Annotated in this window: 18 protein-coding genes; 11 read left to right on the forward strand and 7 right to left on the reverse strand. The window is 73.7% G+C overall.

Features of this window, described 5'->3' with window-relative positions:
- From ACH0A8_RS00005 to ACH0A8_RS00015, 3 genes are all read left to right on the forward strand, one after another.
- Positions 1-564: hypothetical protein (locus ACH0A8_RS00005; RefSeq protein ID WP_406905998.1), on the forward strand; the 564-nt coding region annotated here is incomplete at its 5' end.
- Between the two features lie 90 nt (positions 565-654).
- On the forward strand, positions 655-1,818 hold the full coding sequence (locus ACH0A8_RS00010; RefSeq protein WP_406906000.1) for an exonuclease SbcCD subunit D: 1,164 nt from the start codon (positions 655-657) through the stop codon (positions 1,816-1,818).
- Positions 1,818-4,856, forward strand: coding sequence for an AAA family ATPase (locus ACH0A8_RS00015; RefSeq protein WP_406906001.1), 3,039 nt, complete (start codon positions 1,818-1,820; stop codon positions 4,854-4,856). Before ACH0A8_RS00010 ends, ACH0A8_RS00015 begins: the two co-directional genes overlap by 1 nt.
- A 97-nt stretch (positions 4,857-4,953) precedes the next feature.
- Here the strand turns inward: ACH0A8_RS00015 and ACH0A8_RS00020 are convergent, their stop codons facing one another.
- Positions 4,954-5,130 carry a hypothetical protein gene (locus ACH0A8_RS00020; RefSeq protein WP_158407726.1) on the reverse strand — a complete coding sequence of 59 codons (177 nt, stop codon included), beginning with the start codon at positions 5,128-5,130 and terminating at the stop codon, positions 4,954-4,956.
- Positions 5,127-5,933 (reverse strand): class E sortase, encoded by an 807-nt coding sequence (locus tag ACH0A8_RS00025; RefSeq protein ID WP_235426468.1) that lies wholly within the window; start codon positions 5,931-5,933, stop codon positions 5,127-5,129. The genes ACH0A8_RS00020 and ACH0A8_RS00025 overlap by 4 nt, the downstream gene beginning before the upstream one ends.
- 111 nt (positions 5,934-6,044) lie before the next feature.
- Here ACH0A8_RS00025 and ACH0A8_RS00030 point away from each other — a divergent pair, with 111 nt between their 5' ends.
- Positions 6,045-6,503 (forward strand): GNAT family acetyltransferase, encoded by a 459-nt coding sequence (locus ACH0A8_RS00030; RefSeq protein WP_066652210.1) that lies wholly within the window; start codon positions 6,045-6,047, stop codon positions 6,501-6,503.
- 40 nt (positions 6,504-6,543) lie between these two features.
- Here the strand turns inward: ACH0A8_RS00030 and ACH0A8_RS00035 are convergent, their stop codons facing one another.
- Positions 6,544-7,566 carry an EamA family transporter gene (locus ACH0A8_RS00035; protein ID WP_406906005.1) on the reverse strand — a complete coding sequence of 341 codons (1,023 nt, stop codon included), beginning with the start codon at positions 7,564-7,566 and terminating at the stop codon, positions 6,544-6,546.
- A 35-nt stretch (positions 7,567-7,601) separates the two neighbouring features.
- On the opposite strand from ACH0A8_RS00035, the gene ACH0A8_RS00040 reads away from it, so the two are divergent.
- The 6 genes from ACH0A8_RS00040 to ACH0A8_RS00065 all read left to right on the forward strand — a co-directional run bounded on the left by ACH0A8_RS00040 (position 7,602) and on the right by ACH0A8_RS00065 (position 14,204).
- Positions 7,602-8,732 carry a lysostaphin resistance A-like protein gene (locus ACH0A8_RS00040; RefSeq protein WP_406906006.1) on the forward strand — a complete coding sequence of 377 codons (1,131 nt, stop codon included), beginning with the start codon at positions 7,602-7,604 and terminating at the stop codon, positions 8,730-8,732.
- A 9-nt stretch (positions 8,733-8,741) separates the two neighbouring features.
- Positions 8,742-10,583 carry a DNA helicase RecQ gene (recQ, locus tag ACH0A8_RS00045; protein ID WP_209683972.1) on the forward strand — a complete coding sequence of 614 codons (1,842 nt, stop codon included), beginning with the start codon at positions 8,742-8,744 and terminating at the stop codon, positions 10,581-10,583.
- Positions 10,584-10,709: 126 nt separating this feature from the next.
- Positions 10,710-11,423 (forward strand): 1-acyl-sn-glycerol-3-phosphate acyltransferase, encoded by a 714-nt coding sequence (locus ACH0A8_RS00050; protein WP_081985203.1) that lies wholly within the window; start codon positions 10,710-10,712, stop codon positions 11,421-11,423.
- A gap of 121 nt (positions 11,424-11,544) precedes the next feature.
- Positions 11,545-11,976: a hypothetical protein gene (locus tag ACH0A8_RS00055; RefSeq protein ID WP_406906008.1), complete on the forward strand. Its 432-nt coding sequence runs from the start codon at positions 11,545-11,547 to the stop codon at positions 11,974-11,976.
- Between the two features lie 118 nt (positions 11,977-12,094).
- Complete coding sequence (locus ACH0A8_RS00060) at positions 12,095-13,204, forward strand: M23 family metallopeptidase (protein WP_406906010.1); 1,110 nt, start codon at positions 12,095-12,097, stop codon at positions 13,202-13,204.
- A gap of 142 nt (positions 13,205-13,346) precedes the next feature.
- The gene (locus ACH0A8_RS00065) at positions 13,347-14,204 is read left to right on the forward strand and encodes an NAD(P)-dependent oxidoreductase (RefSeq protein ID WP_209683967.1); all 858 of its coding nucleotides are present in this window, start codon (positions 13,347-13,349) and stop codon (positions 14,202-14,204) included.
- 13 nt (positions 14,205-14,217) lie between these two features.
- Here ACH0A8_RS00065 and ACH0A8_RS00070 read toward each other — a convergent pair whose 3' ends face one another.
- Together ACH0A8_RS00070 and ACH0A8_RS00075 are read right to left on the reverse strand one after the other, a co-directional pair.
- Positions 14,218-14,481 carry a hypothetical protein gene (locus tag ACH0A8_RS00070; RefSeq protein ID WP_066652222.1) on the reverse strand — a complete coding sequence of 88 codons (264 nt, stop codon included), beginning with the start codon at positions 14,479-14,481 and terminating at the stop codon, positions 14,218-14,220.
- Between the two features lie 9 nt (positions 14,482-14,490).
- Positions 14,491-15,012, reverse strand: a complete 522-nt coding sequence (locus tag ACH0A8_RS00075) for a MarR family winged helix-turn-helix transcriptional regulator (RefSeq protein WP_066652224.1) — start codon at positions 15,010-15,012, stop codon at positions 14,491-14,493.
- A gap of 146 nt (positions 15,013-15,158) precedes the next feature.
- Between ACH0A8_RS00075 and ACH0A8_RS00080 the strand changes: the two genes are divergently transcribed.
- Positions 15,159-16,052 carry an alpha-E domain-containing protein gene (locus ACH0A8_RS00080; RefSeq protein ID WP_209683965.1) on the forward strand — a complete coding sequence of 298 codons (894 nt, stop codon included), beginning with the start codon at positions 15,159-15,161 and terminating at the stop codon, positions 16,050-16,052.
- A 139-nt stretch (positions 16,053-16,191) separates the two neighbouring features.
- On the opposite strand, the gene ACH0A8_RS00085 is transcribed toward ACH0A8_RS00080, so the two are convergent.
- A complete protein-coding gene (locus ACH0A8_RS00085; protein WP_066652228.1) occupies positions 16,192-17,538 on the reverse strand; it encodes an MFS transporter in 1,347 nt (448 codons plus the stop codon).
- A complete protein-coding gene (locus ACH0A8_RS00090) occupies positions 17,535-17,954 on the reverse strand; it encodes a MarR family winged helix-turn-helix transcriptional regulator (RefSeq protein ID WP_406906014.1) in 420 nt (139 codons plus the stop codon). The genes ACH0A8_RS00085 and ACH0A8_RS00090 overlap by 4 nt, the downstream gene beginning before the upstream one ends.
- Positions 17,955-18,018: the final 64 nt, after the last annotated feature.

Here is an 18,018-nt window from a genome sequence, read left to right on the forward strand (position 1 = left end):
GGCGCTCCCGGCGTCCCGGACCGCCGGTCGCCACGTGCCGTCCCGCGCCACGGCGACGAGCGCGGCCGCGCCGCACGCCGCGCGGCCGTGCAGCGCGTCCGTCGCGTGGGCCAGACCGGGGTCCTCGGGCTCGTCGCCGTCGTGGTCGGGGCGAGCGCCGTGCTCGTGCCGACGCAGGCCGATGCTGCACCGTTCGGTCGGACCACCGGCACGGCCGTCCAGCTCACCGCCGGGACCGTACCGGTCGTCACGACCCTCTCGTGTACGGACTCGAGCAACGGCTCGGTCGTGATCGGCTGGTCGTACGCCGGGGACTTGCCGAAGTCGTTCACCGTGACCGACGAGACCGGGGCGGTGCTCGCGACAACAGCCGACGGCCAGGCGCGGAGCGCGACCGTCAAGCTCAGCAGTGCGCTCGCCCTGGGCACGAGGCGCACCGTGCAGGTGCAGACCAACGCCGCCGCGCCGGGTGCCTGGACGTCGACGCAGAGCGCAGGGGTGCCCATTCAGTTCACGTCGCTCCTCGGGCTCGGGCTCGTCTCCGGCACGAGCTGCGTGCGCTGACGTTCCTGCACGGGCAGCGGCACGCGCCGGTCCTCCACAGGGCGGCACGGGCTCGCGGGTGATGTCCCCGGCCGCCGCTACCGTGGCGGCATGCGGATCCTCCACACCGGCGACTGGCACCTCGGCCGCACGCTGCTCGGTGCGGACCTGCTCGGACACCAGTCGACCTTCGCGGACTTCCTCGTCGAGACCGTCCGCGACCGCGCGGTCGACCTGGTCGTCATCGCCGGCGACGTCTACGACCGTGCGATCCCACCGGTCGACGCCGTCCGGCTGCTCTCGCGGACGCTCGAACGTCTGGCCGAGACGGCGACGGTCGTGCTGACCCCGGGCAACCACGACTCCGCCGCCCGGCTCGGCTTCGGCGCGGGGGTCATGCACGACCGCGTGCGGATCCTGGCGGAGCCGACGGGCATCGGCACGCCGGTGCTGCTCGACGACGAGCACGGCCCGGTCGCCGTGTACGGGATCCCGTACCTGCACCCCGACCTGACGCGCTACGCCCTCGCGGACGTGCCGGACGAGCCCCTCGCCCGGTCCCACCATGCGGTCGTCGGAGCAGCCACCGCACGGATCCGAGCAGACCTCGCCGAGCGCGCCGGCACCCGCAGCGTCGTCGTCGCGCACGCCTTCGTCGGCGGGGCTGCTCCGAGCGACAGCGAGCAGGACATCCGGGTCGGCGGGGTCGACCAGGTCGCTGCCTCGGTGTTCGACGGCATCGACTACGTCGCGCTCGGACACCTGCACGGACCGCAGCGCGTGGGCGCGGGGGACCGCATCCGGTACGCCGGGTCGCCGCTCGCGTTCTCGTTCGGGGAGCGGCAGCAGCGCAAGAGCGTCACCCTCGTCGAACTGGCGGCCGACGGTGGGGTCTCGGTGGAGCTGGTACCCGCTCCCGTGCCCCGGCGCCTGGTCGACGTCCGGACGAGCATGGAGGCGATCGAGTCCGGCGCGCACCGCGCGGACGCCGACGCCTGGGTCCGCGTCGCGGTCACCGACACCGTCCACCCCGAGCGGCTCTACGCCCGGGTGAAGGACCACTTCCCGCACGCGCTGGCGATCACGCACGAGCCCGCCGACCGCCCCGACCGGCAGGCGGCGCGGGCGGTCACGGCGACCTCCGACCCGGTCGAGGTCGCGGCCGACTTCGTCGCGTTCGCCACCGGCGCGACGCCGGGCGACGACGACCGCGCGGTCCTGACCGAGGCGTACGAGGCAGCGGTCCTCGCGATGCACGACGACCGGGGGCGCTGATGTACCTGCACCGACTCGAACTCCGGGCGATCGGGCCCTACCCCGAACTCGTGACGATCGACTTCGCGGCGCTCGCCGCCTCCGGGGTGTTCCTGCTCGAGGGCCCGACCGGCTCCGGCAAGTCGACCATCATCGACGCCGTGGTGTTCGCCCTGTACGGCGGGCTCGCGGGCGAGGGATCGACGCACGACCGCCTGCACAGCCAGCACGCCGACCCCGGGGTGGAACCCTTCGTGGAGCTCGTGTTCGAGACCGGTGCCGGCGTGTACCGGGTCCGCCGGACGCCGCAGTACGACCGGCCGAAGCAGCGCGGCGCAGGGACGGTGCGACAGCAGGCGTCGGCGCAGCTCTTCCGGCTCGCACACTCCGGCGACGTCGTCGGTGAGCCGGTGTCCTCGCGGATCCCGGAGATCGGGCTCGAGGTCGCTCGGGTCGTCGGACTCGACCGTGCACAGTTCCTGCAGACGGTCGTGCTCCCGCAGGGCGAGTTCGCTCGCTTCCTCCGGGCACCGGGCGAGGACCGCCGGAAGCTCCTGCAGTCGCTCTTCGGCACCCAGGTCTACGACCGCACGGCGGACGAGCTCGCCGCCCGCCGCCGAGAGGTCCAGGCCGAGGTGGAGTCCGCCGACGCCCGGGTGCGGGACGCGCTGAGCCGCTTCGCCCAGGCCGCCGGTGTCGTCGACGCCGACGAGGCCTCGGTGCCGGGGACCCTCGACGCGCTGCGCGCCGTGGCCACGGCGACCGCAGCAGATCGCACCGAGGCGGTCGCGGCGGCGGAACGCGCCCGGGTGCACGAGCACGACGTGGCCGCGCGACTGCAGGCCAGGGCGCGACGTGCCGTGCTCCTCGATCGTCGCCGCGCCCTCGACGACGCCGCACCCCGGGTCGAGGCCGCCCGCGCCCGGCTCGCGCTCGCCGAACGGGCCGTCCGGGTCACGACGCCGGCACAGGGGCTCGACGCCGCCCGTTCCCGTGCTGACGAGCACCGTCGCCGAGCGCACGACCTCCGTGCGCGCCTCGGTGTCCCGTCGGACGTCGACACCGCCGCACGCCGCACCGACCTGGCCACCTGCGTCGCGGCGGTCCGGCACCTCGTCGCGGTCGAGGCCACGCTCGACGACCGCCGACGGGCCCGCACGGACGCCGCCGACCGGGCCGCACTGCTCGTCCGACGGGTGGCCGAGCTCGACCGTGCGCTCGAGGCGCGTCCCGCCGGTCGGGCCGCGCTCGTCGAGGAAGCCCGGACCGCGGCCACCGCCGCGGGCGACGCCGAGGCCGCCCGAGCCGAGGTCGAGCGCCTCCGGCAGCTGCGCGCAGACCTCGACGCCCGTGACGCCGCAGCCGCCGCCGTGCACCGGGCGGAGCAGGTGGTGGCGGACCGCCGCGTCCGCGCCGAAGCGCTCCTGCGGACCGAGCAGGCCCTGCGCACCCGCCGCATCGCCGGACTGGCGGGCGAACTCGGCGCGGCACTCGTCCCGGGCGACCCCTGTCCCGTGTGCGGCGCGCTCGAGCACCCGGACGTCGCCCTGCCGCAGGACGACCACCCGGACGCAGCCGCCGTCGACGAAGCCGCCGACGCATCACGTGTCGCCGACGGCGCCCTCGCCGAGGCGGCGTCCGCGCTCGCCGTCGAGCGTGCCGCCCTCGAACGACTGCGCGCCGCCGTCGGGGAGACGGACGCCGACGCCCTGGCGACCCGAGCCGCGGCCGCCGACGCCCGCGTGCAGGCAGCCCACGCTGCGGCAGTCCGCGTCGCCGAGGTCGAGGGGCAGCGGACGGCGTACGACGACGAGACCCGGGCACTCGAGCGCGAGCACAACACCGTGCAGGCCGACCACGCCGTTCTCGTGGCGACGAGCGGGGCAGAGGGATCGCGGCTCGACCAGGACGCCGCTGCCGTGACGGACGCCCGACAGCGCGCAGCGACCGTCGCCGCGGGCTCCTGGGACGCATCCGCCGACACCGACGGCCGCATCGGTGGGACGTCGGACGACCGCTCCCTCGCGCAGCTGGTCCGGCAGCTCGACGACCTCGTCGCACGAGCCGACGAGGTCGCCGTCGCCGAGTCGCAGGCGACGACGGCGGCACAGGCCGTGCGCGAGCGGTCCGCCGAGGTCGACCTGGCGCTGACCGAGCAGGGCTTCGACAGGCTCGACGCGGCCCGGGCAGCACTGCTCCAGCCGGAAGCCTCGGCCGCGCTGCAGGCCGAGGTCGTCGCCGCCGAGCGGGAGCGTGCCGTCGTCGACGCCGGGCTCGTCGAACCGGCGGTGGTGGCGGCCGCCGCCGACGAGGGCTCCGCCGCCGGGGCCACCGTCGCGCTCGACCTGGACGCCGCCCGCACCGCGACCGTCGCCGCTGCCGAGCGTGCGGACGAGGCCACCCGCGCGGCGGTGTCCGCGTCCGACCGGTCGGAGGCCGCAGCCCGCTGTGCCGCCGAGGTGGTCCGGGCCGTCCGTGCTCGCGACGACACGTCGGCACGCAGCCGCGCCGTGGTCCGCCTGGCAGACGTCGCGAACGGTGTCACCGCCGTGAACCCGAGCGGGATCACCCTCGGTACCTACGTGCTCATGCGGCGCTTCGAGGACGTCGTCGCCGCAGCCAACGACCGGCTGCGGGGGATGCTCGGAGGGCGGTTCACCCTCGAGACGTCCGACGAGCGCGAGGCCGGGTCACGGGCCCGCCGGACCGGCCTCGCGCTGGCCGTCCACGACCACACCACCGACACCCGGCGCGCCCCGGGGAGCCTGTCCGGCGGCGAGACCTTCACGGTGTCGCTCTGCCTGGCACTCGGGCTCGCCGACGTCGTGCAGGCCGAGGCCGGCGGGGTCTCGCTCGGCACCCTGTTCGTCGACGAGGGGTTCGGCACGCTGGACCCGGAGACGCTGGACGACGTCATCGGGCAACTCGCACGCCTGACCGCCGGCGGACGGCAGGTCGGCATCGTGAGCCACGTCGAGGAGCTCAAGCAGCGCATCCCCGAGCGCATCGCCGTGCGGCGCACCGCCGAGGGCGGCTCGCGGGTCACGACCACGGTCTGACGGTCCGCGCGGGCAGCGGGCGGCGGGCAGCGGGCAGCAGACGTCGGACCGCAGACCGCCGCTGCGGACCTCGCGGGCGGTCGACGGACGGCTGTGGTCAGGGCGACGGCGGCGCGTCCACCGTGCCGTCGGGCGGCGGCAGGATGTCGGCGGCGATCCACGGGAAGACCCACGTGAACAGCGCGTACACGATCACCGCGAGCAGCACGAGCAGCTCGAGGACCTTCAGGGCAGCAGGGCCGGGCAGGATCCGCCAGACGAACGGGAAGATCACTTCGGCGTCTCCGAGAGTTCCTTGGGGGTGCCCTCCGAGACGGGCATCCAGTAGTCGAGCTTGGCGTGGGTCACGTAGCGCTCCTTGGCGGACCACATGGGGTGGCACGCGGTCAGGGTGAGCCAGCGGTCCTCGGCCGAGGGCGTGACACCCGGCTGGTTCGGCACCGGCGCGATCGTCTCGATCTTGTCCGGCGTGACGATCTGCGAGTCGGTGACCTTGTAGACGTACCAGACGTCGAAGTCCTTCTCCTCGTCGGTCACCCGGACGACGATCGCGTCGTCGGTCTTGAGCTCCGCGATCTGGTTGAGCGGCTTGCCGTACGTCACGCGGTGCCCGGCAACGGCGAAGTTGCCCTCGGCGCCCGGCATCGCGGTGTCCTGGTAGTGCCCGAGCCCGATCGTGTTGAGCACGCGCTCGCGGTCGGTGCCCTCACCGATCGGACGGAGGTAGTCGGCGCCGAAGCGGGGGATCTGCATCGTGCCGAACACGCTCGTGACCTCCGGCGGTTCGGCGAGCACGGGCGCTTCGCCCCGGTGCTCCGAGCCCTCGACCTTCGGCGCTGCGCGCTGCCCGAGGTCGTCGACGAGCTTCGTCTGCTCGTTCACGGCGACGACGTCCGTCCACCACGCGGTCCACACCACGTAGAGGCCCGTGCCGGCACCGGCGATGATCAGGAGCTCGGCCAGCAGCGAGACGAGCGCCCCGCCGACGGTCTGACGGCGTCGAGGGCGTCGTGGCGGCCGCGTGGCCTCGTCCTCGCGCGCCGAGCGGCGCGTCGGGGCGGTGTCGTGTGCGGTCACGGTGCTCCTGATCCGGATGGGGTGGTCGGACAGGTCTATCAGACCACGCCGACGAACAGGTGACGAGTCCTCGTACCTGTGGATGCCCACGGGTCCCGCTAGCGTGGACGGATGACCCCGGTGTTCCGACCGTTCCGCCCCGACGACACCGAGGCGGTCGTCGCCCTGTGGGAAGCCTGTGGGTTGCTGCGTCCATGGAACGACCCGCGTCGTGACATCGCGCGGAAGGTCGCCGAGCAGCCCGAGCTCTTCCTGGTCGCCGAGCAGCCCGACCAACCCGAGCAGCCCGAGCACGACGACGAGCGCACGGTCGTCGGCGTCGGCATGGCTGGGTACGACGGGCACCGCGGCTGGGTGAACTACCTGGCCGTCCGTCCCGACCTGCAGGGCTCCGGGCTCGGTCGCGCCTTCATGGCCGAGTTCGAACGGCTGCTCACCGAGCGCGGCTGCCCGAAGGTCAACGTGCAGGTGCGCGAGGGGAACGAGCAGGTCCTCGGGTTCTACGCCTCGCTCGGCTACGCCCCGGACCGCGCGGTCTCGCTCGGCAAGCGCCTCATCGCCGACGACTGACTCCGGCGCCCGACGCCCGACGCCCGACGCTCGACGCCCGCTAGGCCTGCGCCAGTCCGACCGCGGCCACGAACGCGAGCACGATCCCCGTCCACTGCACCGCGGTCAGCCGTTCGCGCAGCACGACGCCGGCGAGCACCACCGTGCCGATCGGGTACAGCGCGTTGAGGACGCTCACCACCGGGAGCGTGGCGTCGCCCGAGCCGACGTGCAGCGCCGCCTGGATGCAGGCGTTCGCGAGGGCGTCGAGCACCCCGCACGCCACCACGGCGACCACCGTCGGTCGTGACCAGCGCGGCCAGCGGAACGGACCCCGCCACCGCGACGGACCCGACGAGCCGGGTCGGCGCGACCGGCCCGGTCGACGCACCGCCCTCGCGTCAGCCGCGCCAGACCGCGCGGCCGGTGCCGGCGGACCGACGCGATCCGTGCCTCCCGGCCGACCGGACCGTGCCGGCCGCACCGGCCCCGACCGCACCGCCACCACGACCGCCACGGCGCCGAGCAGCACCGTCTGCACCACCCGCCCGACCAGGAGCGTCGCGACCCCGGCGTCCCCGGGTGCCGCGTCGTACGCGAGCACGATCCCGCCGAACCCGCACCCCGCCACCGCTGCAGTGGCCACCCCGACCGCGGTCACCCGCGCACCCGAGGAGTCCCGCACCGCCGCGACCAGCACGACCGCGAGCACCGCGACCACGAGCGCGACCGACGCCGCGAACGACAGCACCGTCCCGCCCAGCAGCGCGACGACGACCGGGGTGAGCGCGGCGAACACCGCCGTCAGCGGCGACAGCACGCTCATCGGGCCGACGGCCAGCGCCCGGTACAGCAGCAGCACCGCCACGGACCCGGAGACACCCGCGGCCGTCCCCGCGACGACCGCGCCGGTCGAGAACGACGCGCCCACGAGCGGCACCCCGGCACCGAGCGGGACCAGCCCGACCGCCGCAGCGGCGGCCGCGACGACCACGGCCCGGACCCGGCGTGCGGCGAGGCCGCCGAGGAAGTCGGCCGCCCCGTAGACGACCGCACCGGTCAGGCCGAGCAGGACGGAGAGCACGGCTCCCATCCTGCCCGTGCCGGTAGCCTGCGCGGGTGAGCGTTCCCTACCACCGCCTGCCCCGTGTCGATGCCCGTTGGCGCTGGTGGCGTCCGCTGGTCGCGCTCGCGTTCCTCGTCGGGTACTACGTCGTGACGCAGATCGTCCTCGCGGTGGCGTACTTCGTGCCGATCGGTGCGACGCAGGGCGCCGAGGGGCTGATCGGGTTCCAGGACGACCTGACGAGCGGCGCCCTCGACCCCACGGACCCGCTCATCCTGTCGCTGACCCTGCTGTCGCTCGTGGTGCTGCTGCCCGGCATCCTGCTCGCGGTGAAGATCGCCCGGATCGGCCCGGCGGGCATCCTGTCGTCGACGCGTTTCCGAGTGCGCTGGCGGTGGACGCTGTGGTGCCTGCTCCCCACGCTCGTCATCGCGATCCCGATGTTCCTGCTGCAGACGTGGGGGATGTTCTCGTTCGACGGCGGCTTCGGCTGGGACCACGACGCCATCGGGCAGTCGACGGTCTCGCCCGCCACCCTGACCTTCACGATCGTGATGGTCCTGGTGCTCGTGCCCTTCCAGGGTGCAGCGGAGGAGTACGTCTTCCGCGGCTTCCTGATCCAGACCATCGCGTCGTGGATCCCGGTCCGGATCGTCGGCGTCGTCGTCGCCGTCGCGGTGTCGACGGTCGTGTTCGCCGCCGGGCACATCCCGAACGGCTACAACGTGTGGGGCATCCTCGACGTCGGCTCGTTCGGGCTCGTTGCCGCGATCATCGTGCTGCGGACCGGCGGCATGGAGGCCACCGTCCTGCAGCACGCTTTCAACAACATCATGATCTTCGTGCTGCAGGCCCCCGGCTGGTCGAAGGTCGACCTCGACGCCTCGGGCGGCACTGCGGGCGGCTTCCTGGTCACGCTCGCGACCTCGCTCGCCTTCTGGGGCATGATCGAGCTCCTCGCGTGGTGGCGGGGGCTCGACCGTCGCTTCCCGGGACACGAGGCGCCCCGCTTCCGCGGTCCGGCTCCGGTCTGGGCGGGCGGTCGGCAGTGGACCCGGCCGGGAGGCACGGGCTGGGCAGCCGCACCGACCCGCGGTCCCGAGACGGACCGGGACACGTCGGCGGCTGGCCCGGACGACGCGGTGCCTGTGGACGAGACGGTGGGTGTCGCCCCGCGCTCGTAGGCTGGGTGCATGAGCACGACGACCACGACCTCGCCGTCGCGGGCTGCCGCGCTCGACGTCCTGCACCGCGTGTGGGGGTACGACGCCTTCCGCGGCGAGCAGGCCGCGATCATCGACCAGGTCGTCTCCGGCGGCGACGCGCTCGTGCTCATGCCGACCGGTGGCGGCAAGTCGCTCTGCTACCAGGTGCCCGCGCTCGTCCGTGACGGCGTCGGCGTGGTCGTCTCGCCGCTCATCGCCCTCATGCAGGACCAGGTCGACGCCCTCGCCGCCAACGGTGTCCGCGCCGCGTTCCTCAACTCCACCCAGGGCCCCGACGAGCGCGCCCGGGTCGAACGGGCGGTCGTCTCCGGCGAGGTCGACATGCTCTACCTCGCGCCCGAGCGCCTGCGACTCGAGTCGACCCGATCCCTGCTCGACCGCGCACGCATCGCCCTGTTCGCCATCGACGAGGCACACTGTGTGGCCCAGTGGGGCCACGACTTCCGCCCCGACTACCTCGAGCTCAGCGTGCTGCACGAGCGCTGGCCGACGGTGCCGCGCGTCGCCCTCACCGCGACCGCGACACCGCAGACCCACCGCGAGATCTCCGGCCGACTCGGGCTCGACGACGCCGCGCACTTCGTGGCCGACTTCGACCGGCCGAACATCCAGTACCGCATCGAGCCGAAGACCGGCGCGCTGCAGCAGCTGCTGACGTTCATCCGCACCGAGCACAGCGGCGACGCTGGGATCGTCTACTGCCTGTCCCGCAACTCGGTCGAACGCACCGCGGCCGCCCTCGCCGACCAGGGGATCCCGGCGCTGCCGTACCACGCCGGCCTCGACGCGAAGGTCCGTGAGCGCAACCAGTCGACGTTCCTGCGTGAGGACGGCATCGTCATGGTCGCGACGATCGCCTTCGGCATGGGCATCGACAAGCCCGACGTGCGGTTCGTGGCGCACCTCGACCTGCCGAAGTCGGTCGAGGGGTACTACCAGGAGACCGGACGTGCGGGGCGTGACGGGCTGCCCTCGACGGCGTGGCTCGCCTACGGGTTGAACGACGTCGTGCAGCAGCGCCGGATGATCGACCAGTCCGAGGGCGACGCGGCGCACCGGCGGCAGCTCAGCGCCCACCTCGACGCCATGCTCGCGCTGTGCGAGACGATCGAGTGCCGCCGGGTGCGGTTGCTGGCGTACTTCGGGCAGGAGTCCACGGCCTGCGGGAACTGCGACACCTGCATCGCACCGCCCGAGCCGTGGGACGGCACCGTGCCCGCGCAGAAGTTCCTGTCGACCGTGGTCCGGCTGGAGCGTGAGCGCGGCCAGCGGTACGGCGTCGCGCACCTCGTGGACATCCTGGTCGGCAAGCAGTCGCCCCGCGTGCAGGAGCTGCGGCACGACTCCCTCGCCACGTTCGGCATCGGCAACGACCTGGGCGAGGGGGAGTGGCGTGCGGTCGCCCGGCAGCTCCTGGCGCAGGGCTACGCGGCGGTGTCGGGCGACGGCTTCGGCACGATCGTCCTCAGCCCCACGAGCGCCGAGGTCCTGAGCGGTCGTACGCGCGTGCTGATGCGTCGCGACCCGGTGAAGGCTCCGCGGGGTCAACGGGTGCGACGTCAGGCGGTCACCGACGTGCCGCAGGAGGCGCTCGGCCTGTTCGAGGCGCTGCGTGCCTGGCGTGCGGCGCAGGCCCGGGAGCAGGGGGTCCCCGCCTACGTGGTGTTCAACGACGCGACGCTGCGGGGGATCGCTGCGGTGAAGCCGGCGGACGAGGACGCCCTCAGCGAGATCTCCGGCATCGGCGGCGCGAAGCTCGAGCGCTACGGGCGCGCGGTCCTCGACGTGGTCGCAGCGCACGCGGACTGAGCCGCCGGCGGTCGCCACGCAGACGCATTCCGCAGACGGAATGTGGCCCGCCCGACGCTCACTACACTCGGAACCTCCCACGACGAGGAGGCCCGGTTGCCCGGTACGACGAAGTTCGCCACCACGATGAGCCGTGCGGTGGTGACCCCGCTCGCGCGCCTGGTCTGGCGACCGCGCATCGTGGGACGGAAGAACGTACCGAAGCACGGGCCGGTCATCCTGGCGAGCAACCACAGGTCCTTCATCGACTCCCCGGCGATCACCCTCATGGCGCCGCGCAAGGTGTCCTTCCTGGCCAAGCAGGAGTACTTCACCGGGACCGGTCTGCGCGGTGCGGTCTCGCGCGCGTTCTTCGGCGGGATCGGTGCCATCGGGGTCGAACGCGGAGCGGGAGCCGCGGCGCAGCACGCCCTCGACCTCGGGCTCGAGCGGCTCGAGGCCGGCGAGGCCTTCGCCATCTACCCCGAGGGCACCCGGTCCCTCGACGGTCGGCTCTACAAGGGTCGGACCGGCGTGGCCTGGCTGGCGCTGACGAGCGGGGCTCCGGTGGTGCCGGTCGCACTCACCGGCACCGAGGACGTGCAGCCCGTCGGCTCGCGGCTGCCGCGGCTCGCCCGCGTCACCATCGAGTTCGGTGCACCGATGGACCTGTCCCACTTCGGCGAGGCGTCGTCCGGCCGTGCACGGCGCCACGCGACCGACGCCGTCATGGACGCGATCCAGGCGTTGAGCGGGCAGGAACCCGCGAACGCCTACAACAATCCGCCGTCGACGATCGTCGAGCGGGTCAAGCAGGTGCTGCGGCGCGACGACCCGACGCAGGCGGTCGAGCCCGACTGATCCAGAACGCGCTATTGCACATTCGGAATATCAGTGGTTGAATCGTCCTCGTGCCCGAGGCACGAGCCCAGTCGGACCGCCCAGGACGGCCCGATCCACCACTGACCGGAAGGCAAGCAGCATGTCCTCCACGCCCCTCTTCGACTCGATCTCGCGTCGGGCCTCCCGCGCCGCGACCACGGCTCCGGAACAGGCGCAGCCCGCGGTGACCCTTCCGGCGGCACCGGCACCGGCGCCGGCCCCGACGGCGACGCTCGCTCCGGCAGCAGCGGTCTCCGTCACCGCCGCACGCACCCGGGTCGTCCCCGCACCCACCTCGCCGCTGACGGCTCCCGTGTCCCCGATGCGGTCCGCCCTGGTGCCGGCTGCCCTCGTCGCCGCGATCGACGCGATCCCGCAGCCGGTCGGGACCGCGCTGCCGAACGAGGTCGCCGTCACGCCCGACCAGCTCGCGCTGGTCGAAGCGGTGACCGATGCGATCACCCGCGCGGTCGTCGACGCCGTCGTCGGGGAGCTCGAGCGCATCACGCGCGACGGCGTCGTCCGCGGCTGAGCCGACCGGCACCGCCACCGATGACGGACGACGTCCGAACGTCCCGACACAGCCGATCCCGACACACCCCATCCCGACCCACCCCATCCCGACCCACCCGATCCGACCTCCCGACACGATGACGACGACCACGACCGACAGCGCCCCCGGCTCGGCGCCGGCGGCACCGATCCGCCCCCGCGGAGCGGCCCGCCGAGCGGCGAACGACGCCGCTGCCCGGTCCGTCCGTGTCGGCCGCCAGACCGCCGAGGCGGCGGTCCCCCCTGCCGCCGCCTCGGTGTCCACCACCACCACCACCATCGACGGCGCTCGGTCCGGAGCAGCCCTGCCGAGTCGTCGTGACCTCCGCACCCCTCGCCGGTCCGCCGATCGTCCCGGCAGGCTCGGCAAGCACAACAAGCACGGCCTGCGCGTACCCGACCTGCGCGTGCCCGACCCGCGCGTGTCCGGGCGACCCGGGCGTGACCGGCACGTCCCCGAGCTCCGCAGGGGCGTCGCTGTCGGTCGGCCTCAGCGTCCCGCGGCGCTGCCGGCGGCCCGATCGGGGTCGTCCTCGCGACTCCTCCCGGCGACGGCGTCCGCCCTCGCCGCCTGCCTGGTCGTCTCCGTGTCGACCCCGGCCGCCGCACTCGACGACCCCACCGGGTTCGGTCTCGGCGCCGCACCCGCATCCGCACCCGCGCACCAGGTCGCCCCGGCGCCGGAGCAGCACTACCGCGTCGCGTCCGGCGTCACCGTCACCGTCGTCCGCGACGGCTTCGACGTGCAGGCGACCCGGGCGGGTGGCGATCGACACGGCCGCGTGCAGATCACGACGGGCTCGGACGTGGTCCGTCCCGTCGCGGGGACGATCCCGACCGCCGGAGGCTTCGGCGGTCGGCAGGTCGCCGGGTGTGGTGCGTGCTCGACGAACCACCACGGGCTCGACTTCGCCGCGGCATCCGGGACGCCCGTCGTCGCCGCGATGCCCGGACGGGTCGTGTCCGCCGGGCCGCTCGGCGGGTACGGCAACCAGGTGCTCCTCGCACATCCGGACGGCACGCAGACGCGGTACGGTCACCTGTCCCGCATCGACGTCCTGCCCGGGCAGACGCTGTCGGCCGGCGAACAGCTCGGCGCCGTGGGCAGCACCGGGGTCTCCACCGGCCCGCACCTGCACTTCGAGGTCATCGTCGGCGGGACGCCGATCGATCCGGCCCCGTGGCTCGCCGCTCGCGGCCTGCTCTGAACGGGTCGCACCGGCGACGGGTGTCGGCGTCCGCACGCCGACCGGGCCAGGCTGGTCGGGTCAGGCTGGTCGGGCCGCGCAGGCGTAGCGTCGAGAGCGACGTCGGCAGGGTGCCGGACGCAGGACGGAGACAGTGGTGCGCGTGACGGTGCTGGGTACGGGGACGATGGGTGCAGGGGTCGCGGGATCGCTGCTGCGCGAGGGCCACCGGGTGACCGTGTGGAACCGCAGCGCCGACAAGGCCCGCCCGCTCGGCGACGCCGGCGCCACCGTGGCGACGGACGCTGCCGCGGCGGTCAGCGACGCCGAGGTCGTCCTGCTGACGCTCTTCGACACCGATGCGGTCGTCGACGTCCTCGAGACCGCTGCCGGGGACGCTCCCGCGGACGCCGTGTGGGTGCAGGCCTCGACCATCGGCGTCGCGGGGACCGAGACCGTGGTGCAGTTGGCCGAGAAGTACGGCATCACCCTCGTCGAGGCGATGATGCTCGGCACGAAGGCCCCGGCGGAGCAGGGCAAGCTCACCATGCTCGCCGCCGGCCCGTCGGACGTGCTCGACCGTGTGGACCCGGTGCTCGACGCCATCGGGGCGAAGACCGTCCGCGCGGGGGAGCGGGTCGGCGACGGCACGGCCCTGAAGCTCGCGGCCAACGCCTGGGTCGCGTCGATCACCGCCGCCACCGGCCAGTCGCTCGCGATCGCCCGTGCGCTCGGACTCGACCCGCAGCTGTTCCTCGACGCGATCGACGGCACCGCGAGCGACTCGCCCTACGCGCACACGAAGGGCGCAGCGATGATCGGCGGTGACCTCGCGCCGCAGTTCGCCCTCGACGGCCTGCGCAAGGACATCGGGCTGATCGGCGACGCGGCACGGACCGCGGGGGTGTCGACGACCCTCCTCGACGCGCTCGACCGGGTCTACGCCGACGCCAGTGCAGCGGGGCACGGCGCCGACGACATCGCTGCGGTGGGCACCGCCTTCGCCGACGACCAGCGGTAGGCCGCCCGCCGGGTCAGTCTCGGCGCAGCCAGCGCAGCACGGCGCCGCGGAGTCGTCCGACGGCCTCGTCGTTCATCGTGTTCGCCAGGTCGAAGGCCTCCCGCGCGGGGTCGGCGCCGTTCCGGATGCGCCGGAGTGCGGCGTCGGCCCGGGCACGCGCGTCGAGCTCGGCGAGCGGCATGTCGTCCTCGGGGTCGCGCGCGTGCTCGCGGCCCGGCTCCTGCGACCGCGGACCGAGCGGTGGGACCCCGACGGGTTCGTCCGGTGCGCTGGGCATGGGACGAGGCTACGCGGAGCGCTCCGTGTCGGCCGCGTCCTCGTCGTGGTCGACGACCCGGGCCATCTCCTCGAGGAACGCGACGATGACCGACATGTCCGTCTGGGGCAGGTGCTCGGCGACCTCGATCGCGCGCGTGTCGAGCTGGTCGATCACCCGCAGCACCTGCCGCATCGACCCGCCGGACGCGGTGAGGATGACCCCGCGGCGGTCATGGGGGTCGGGGTGTCGTTCGACGTGACCGCTGCGGACGAGTCGGTCCACGAGTGCCGACGTCGACGCCGGCGTGATCTCGAGTCGGTCGGCGAGTTCCTTCGCGTTGACGGAGCGTCCCTCGGACTCGGCGTCCAGCAGGACCCGGAGCGCGAGCAGTGCGTTCTCGCCGATGCCGAGTGCCTCGCGCGCCCGGCGCTGGGCAGCGCTCTCGGCACTCCGGTACCTACGGAGCGCGTTCAGTACGTCCACCGCGTCGACCCTGGATCCTGACCCGTACCAGAAGCCCGTGGTGGTGTTCGTCACCTCGGTCGTCATACGGACAATGCTAGACGCTCTAGTTAGGTTGTCTAGCGAGTGTCCCCTGGGAGCGCGTCTGCCGGATGGCTCGCAACACCCGTGACGCGGTCCCGAAACACCGCCGCAACGCCCGCTCGGTAGCTTCGCCGCATGCAGGAGCCGACGTGCTGAGCCGACTCGCGGGGAGCGTGTTCCACGTCGGGAGCGCGGTGGAGCGGGCCGACGTGGTCGCGAGGATGCTCGACGTCTACGTCGTCCGGCCCGACGCGGGTGTGGTCGAGGAGGAGTCCACGGTCGGCTCCGTGCTGCACCGCGTCGTGGGTGCACGCGCGCCCGCACGACGCCGTGAGCGTGCGGCCGTCGTCGAGTCGCTCGCCCTCGACCGGCACGAACCCGCCTCGGTCGCACACGCGGTCGGTGTGGCACGGGACCACGCCCGTCGCGCGCGCGAGGTCGTGTCCACCGAGCTCTGGGACTGCCTCGACGTCACCCGGTCGCGCATGCCGCGCAAGGTCGCCGTCGACCGGGCGCACGAGTTCCTCGCGTGGGTGCGGGAACGGAGCGCGCTGGCCGTCGGCGTCGTCGAGGGCGACGTCAGCCGCGACGAGGTGTGGGAGTTCTTCACCCTGGGCAGGTCCCTGCTGCGGTGCGGCCTCACGGCGCGGTTGCTGGCGTCGTCGCTCGTCGATGCGGGGTCGGCGGCGTCGTGGACCACCGCGCTGCGGGCGTGCGGTGCCGGCGAGGCCTTCCGGCGCGGGCGCGACCACCACGGCGTCGATCCGCGGGACGCCGCCGGGTTCCTCCTCCACGAGTCGCACAGCCCGCGGTCGCTCGCGTTCCTCGCGGCGCGCGCCGACGACTGCCTCGCGGACGTCGCCCCCGCCTGCGTGGGGGACCAGGTCGCCGCGTTCCGGGTCGCGCGTTCGGCGCTCGGACGCGTGGAGGTCGGTGCTCCGGACCGGATCCGAGCCGCCGCCGAGGGACTCGCCGCCGCGGTCGACGCCGTCGTCGCGGCGCTCGAGGACCGCGTCTTCACGGTCGCGACCCCCGCGCGCTGAGCTGCGGTCGTCGGGCGGGGCACAGCGCCGGACGGGAGGGCCGTGGCGGGCTGGCGCCGTGCCTCCCGGCCGGCATCCCGTCGCGGTGCGCGCGCGGCGGGGGTGGCCCGTGCCTCCTGGCCGGCGACGGTCCCGACCCTCAGACCGAGCTGGACCGGTCCGCCACCGCCTCGTCGCGCTCCAGGTCCCGCCGCAGCGCGGCACGCGACGCCCGCGTGCCGACCACCGGTACCGCGTGCGTGACCGCGAGGTGCAGTCGGGCGTCGGCGTCGTACCGCAGCCGCAGGTGTTCCCAGCGGACGAGCCAGACCAGGGCGATCGCGAGCGCGACGAAGCCCGACGCGGCTCCCACCACGATCGCCCAGCGTGGCCCCCACGCATCAGCGACGGCGCCCACCACCGGGGCGCCGATCGGCGTGCCCCCGGCGAAGATCGCCATGTACAGCGCCATCACGCGACCGCGCATCGCGGGCTTCGTGGTGGTCTGCACGAGCGCGTTGGCCGTGGTCATGAAGGTGAGCGAGGCCAGGCCGACGAAGACGAGCACGACCGCGAAGGTCCAGTACGTCGGGGCGAGGGCCGCCGCCGTGCACGCCAGGCCGAAGCCGGCCGAGGCGACGACGAGGGTCCGCATCCGCGGGCGGTCCCGCCGGGCGGAGAGGAGCGCGCCGGCGACCGAACCGATCGCCATGACGGAGTTCAGCAGGCCGAACTCGCCGGCACCCTTGCCGAACTCGACCCGCGCCATGGTCGAGGTGAAGATGGGGAAGTTCACGCCGAAGGTCCCCACGACGAAGATCATGCAGAGCACCACGATGATGTCCGGACGGGTCCGCACGTAGGTGAAGCCGGCGAGGATCTGCCCCTTCCCGCGCTTCGCGCGCACGCGTTCGGCGAGCTGGGCGGGGTCGACGAAGCGGAGCGCGACGAGGACGGCCAGGAACGAGCCGGCATTGATGACGAACACCCAGCCGGACCCGATCGCGGCGATGAGCACCCCCGCGACCGCGGGCCCGATGAGCCGGGCGGCGTTGAAGGACGCCGAGTTGAGCGCGACGGCGTTCGAGACGTGCTCGCCCTGCACGACGTCGGAGACGAACGCCTGCCGGATCGGGGTGTCGAACGCGGCGACGATGCCGAGCGCCAGGGCGAAGCCGTACAGGGACCACAGGGTCGCCGTGTCGGTGAGGACCATGATCCCGAGGCCGAGCCCGAGGGCACCCATGAGTCCCTGCGTGAGCATGAGCATCCGCCGCCGGTCGAAGCGGTCCGCGGCCAGGCCGGTCAGCGGGAGCAGGAGCAGCTGCGGACCGAACTGCAGCGCCATCGTGATGCCGACCGCGATCGCGTCGTTGTCGGACAGCTTCGTCAGGACGATCCAGTCCTGGGCGGTTCGCTGCATCCAGGTGCCGACGTTGGAGACCAGGGCCCCGGCGAACCAGATGCGGTAGTTGCGGGTGGACAGGGAGCGGAACAGGGCGGTCACTGCTGGGCAAGCCTCCTCATGATCTCGGTGGCCTCGGCGAGGGTGCGGCGCTCGGTGGCGGTCAGGGTCGTGAGGCGCGGGGAGAGCCAGTCGTCGCGGCGGCGCCGGGTCTCCTCGACGAAGGTCGCTCCGGCCGGGGTCGCGGCGAGCAGGACCTTGCGGCGGTCGTCGCCGTGGTCGACCTTGGACACGAGGCCACGGTCCACGAGCACCGCGATCGACTTCGTCATGCTCGGCGGTGTGACGCCGTCCTGCCTGCTGAGCTCGGCGAGGGTCATGGCGCCCTCGCGGTGCAGTCGCGCGAGGGCCGAGAACTGGCCGTCCGTCATGCTCGCGTCGACCTTCTGTGAGCGCAGCGTCCGGGACAACCGGGCCACCGCGACGCGGAGGTCGGTGGCGAGTGAGGTGTCGGGCACGACCGTTAGCCTACCTCATTAGTTCAGCGAACGAACGGGTCTGCGCGAGGTGTACGCTACGTAC

This window comes from Curtobacterium sp. 179-B 9B NHS, from assembly GCF_045370965.1.
GTDB lineage: Bacteria > Actinomycetota > Actinomycetes > Actinomycetales > Microbacteriaceae > Curtobacterium.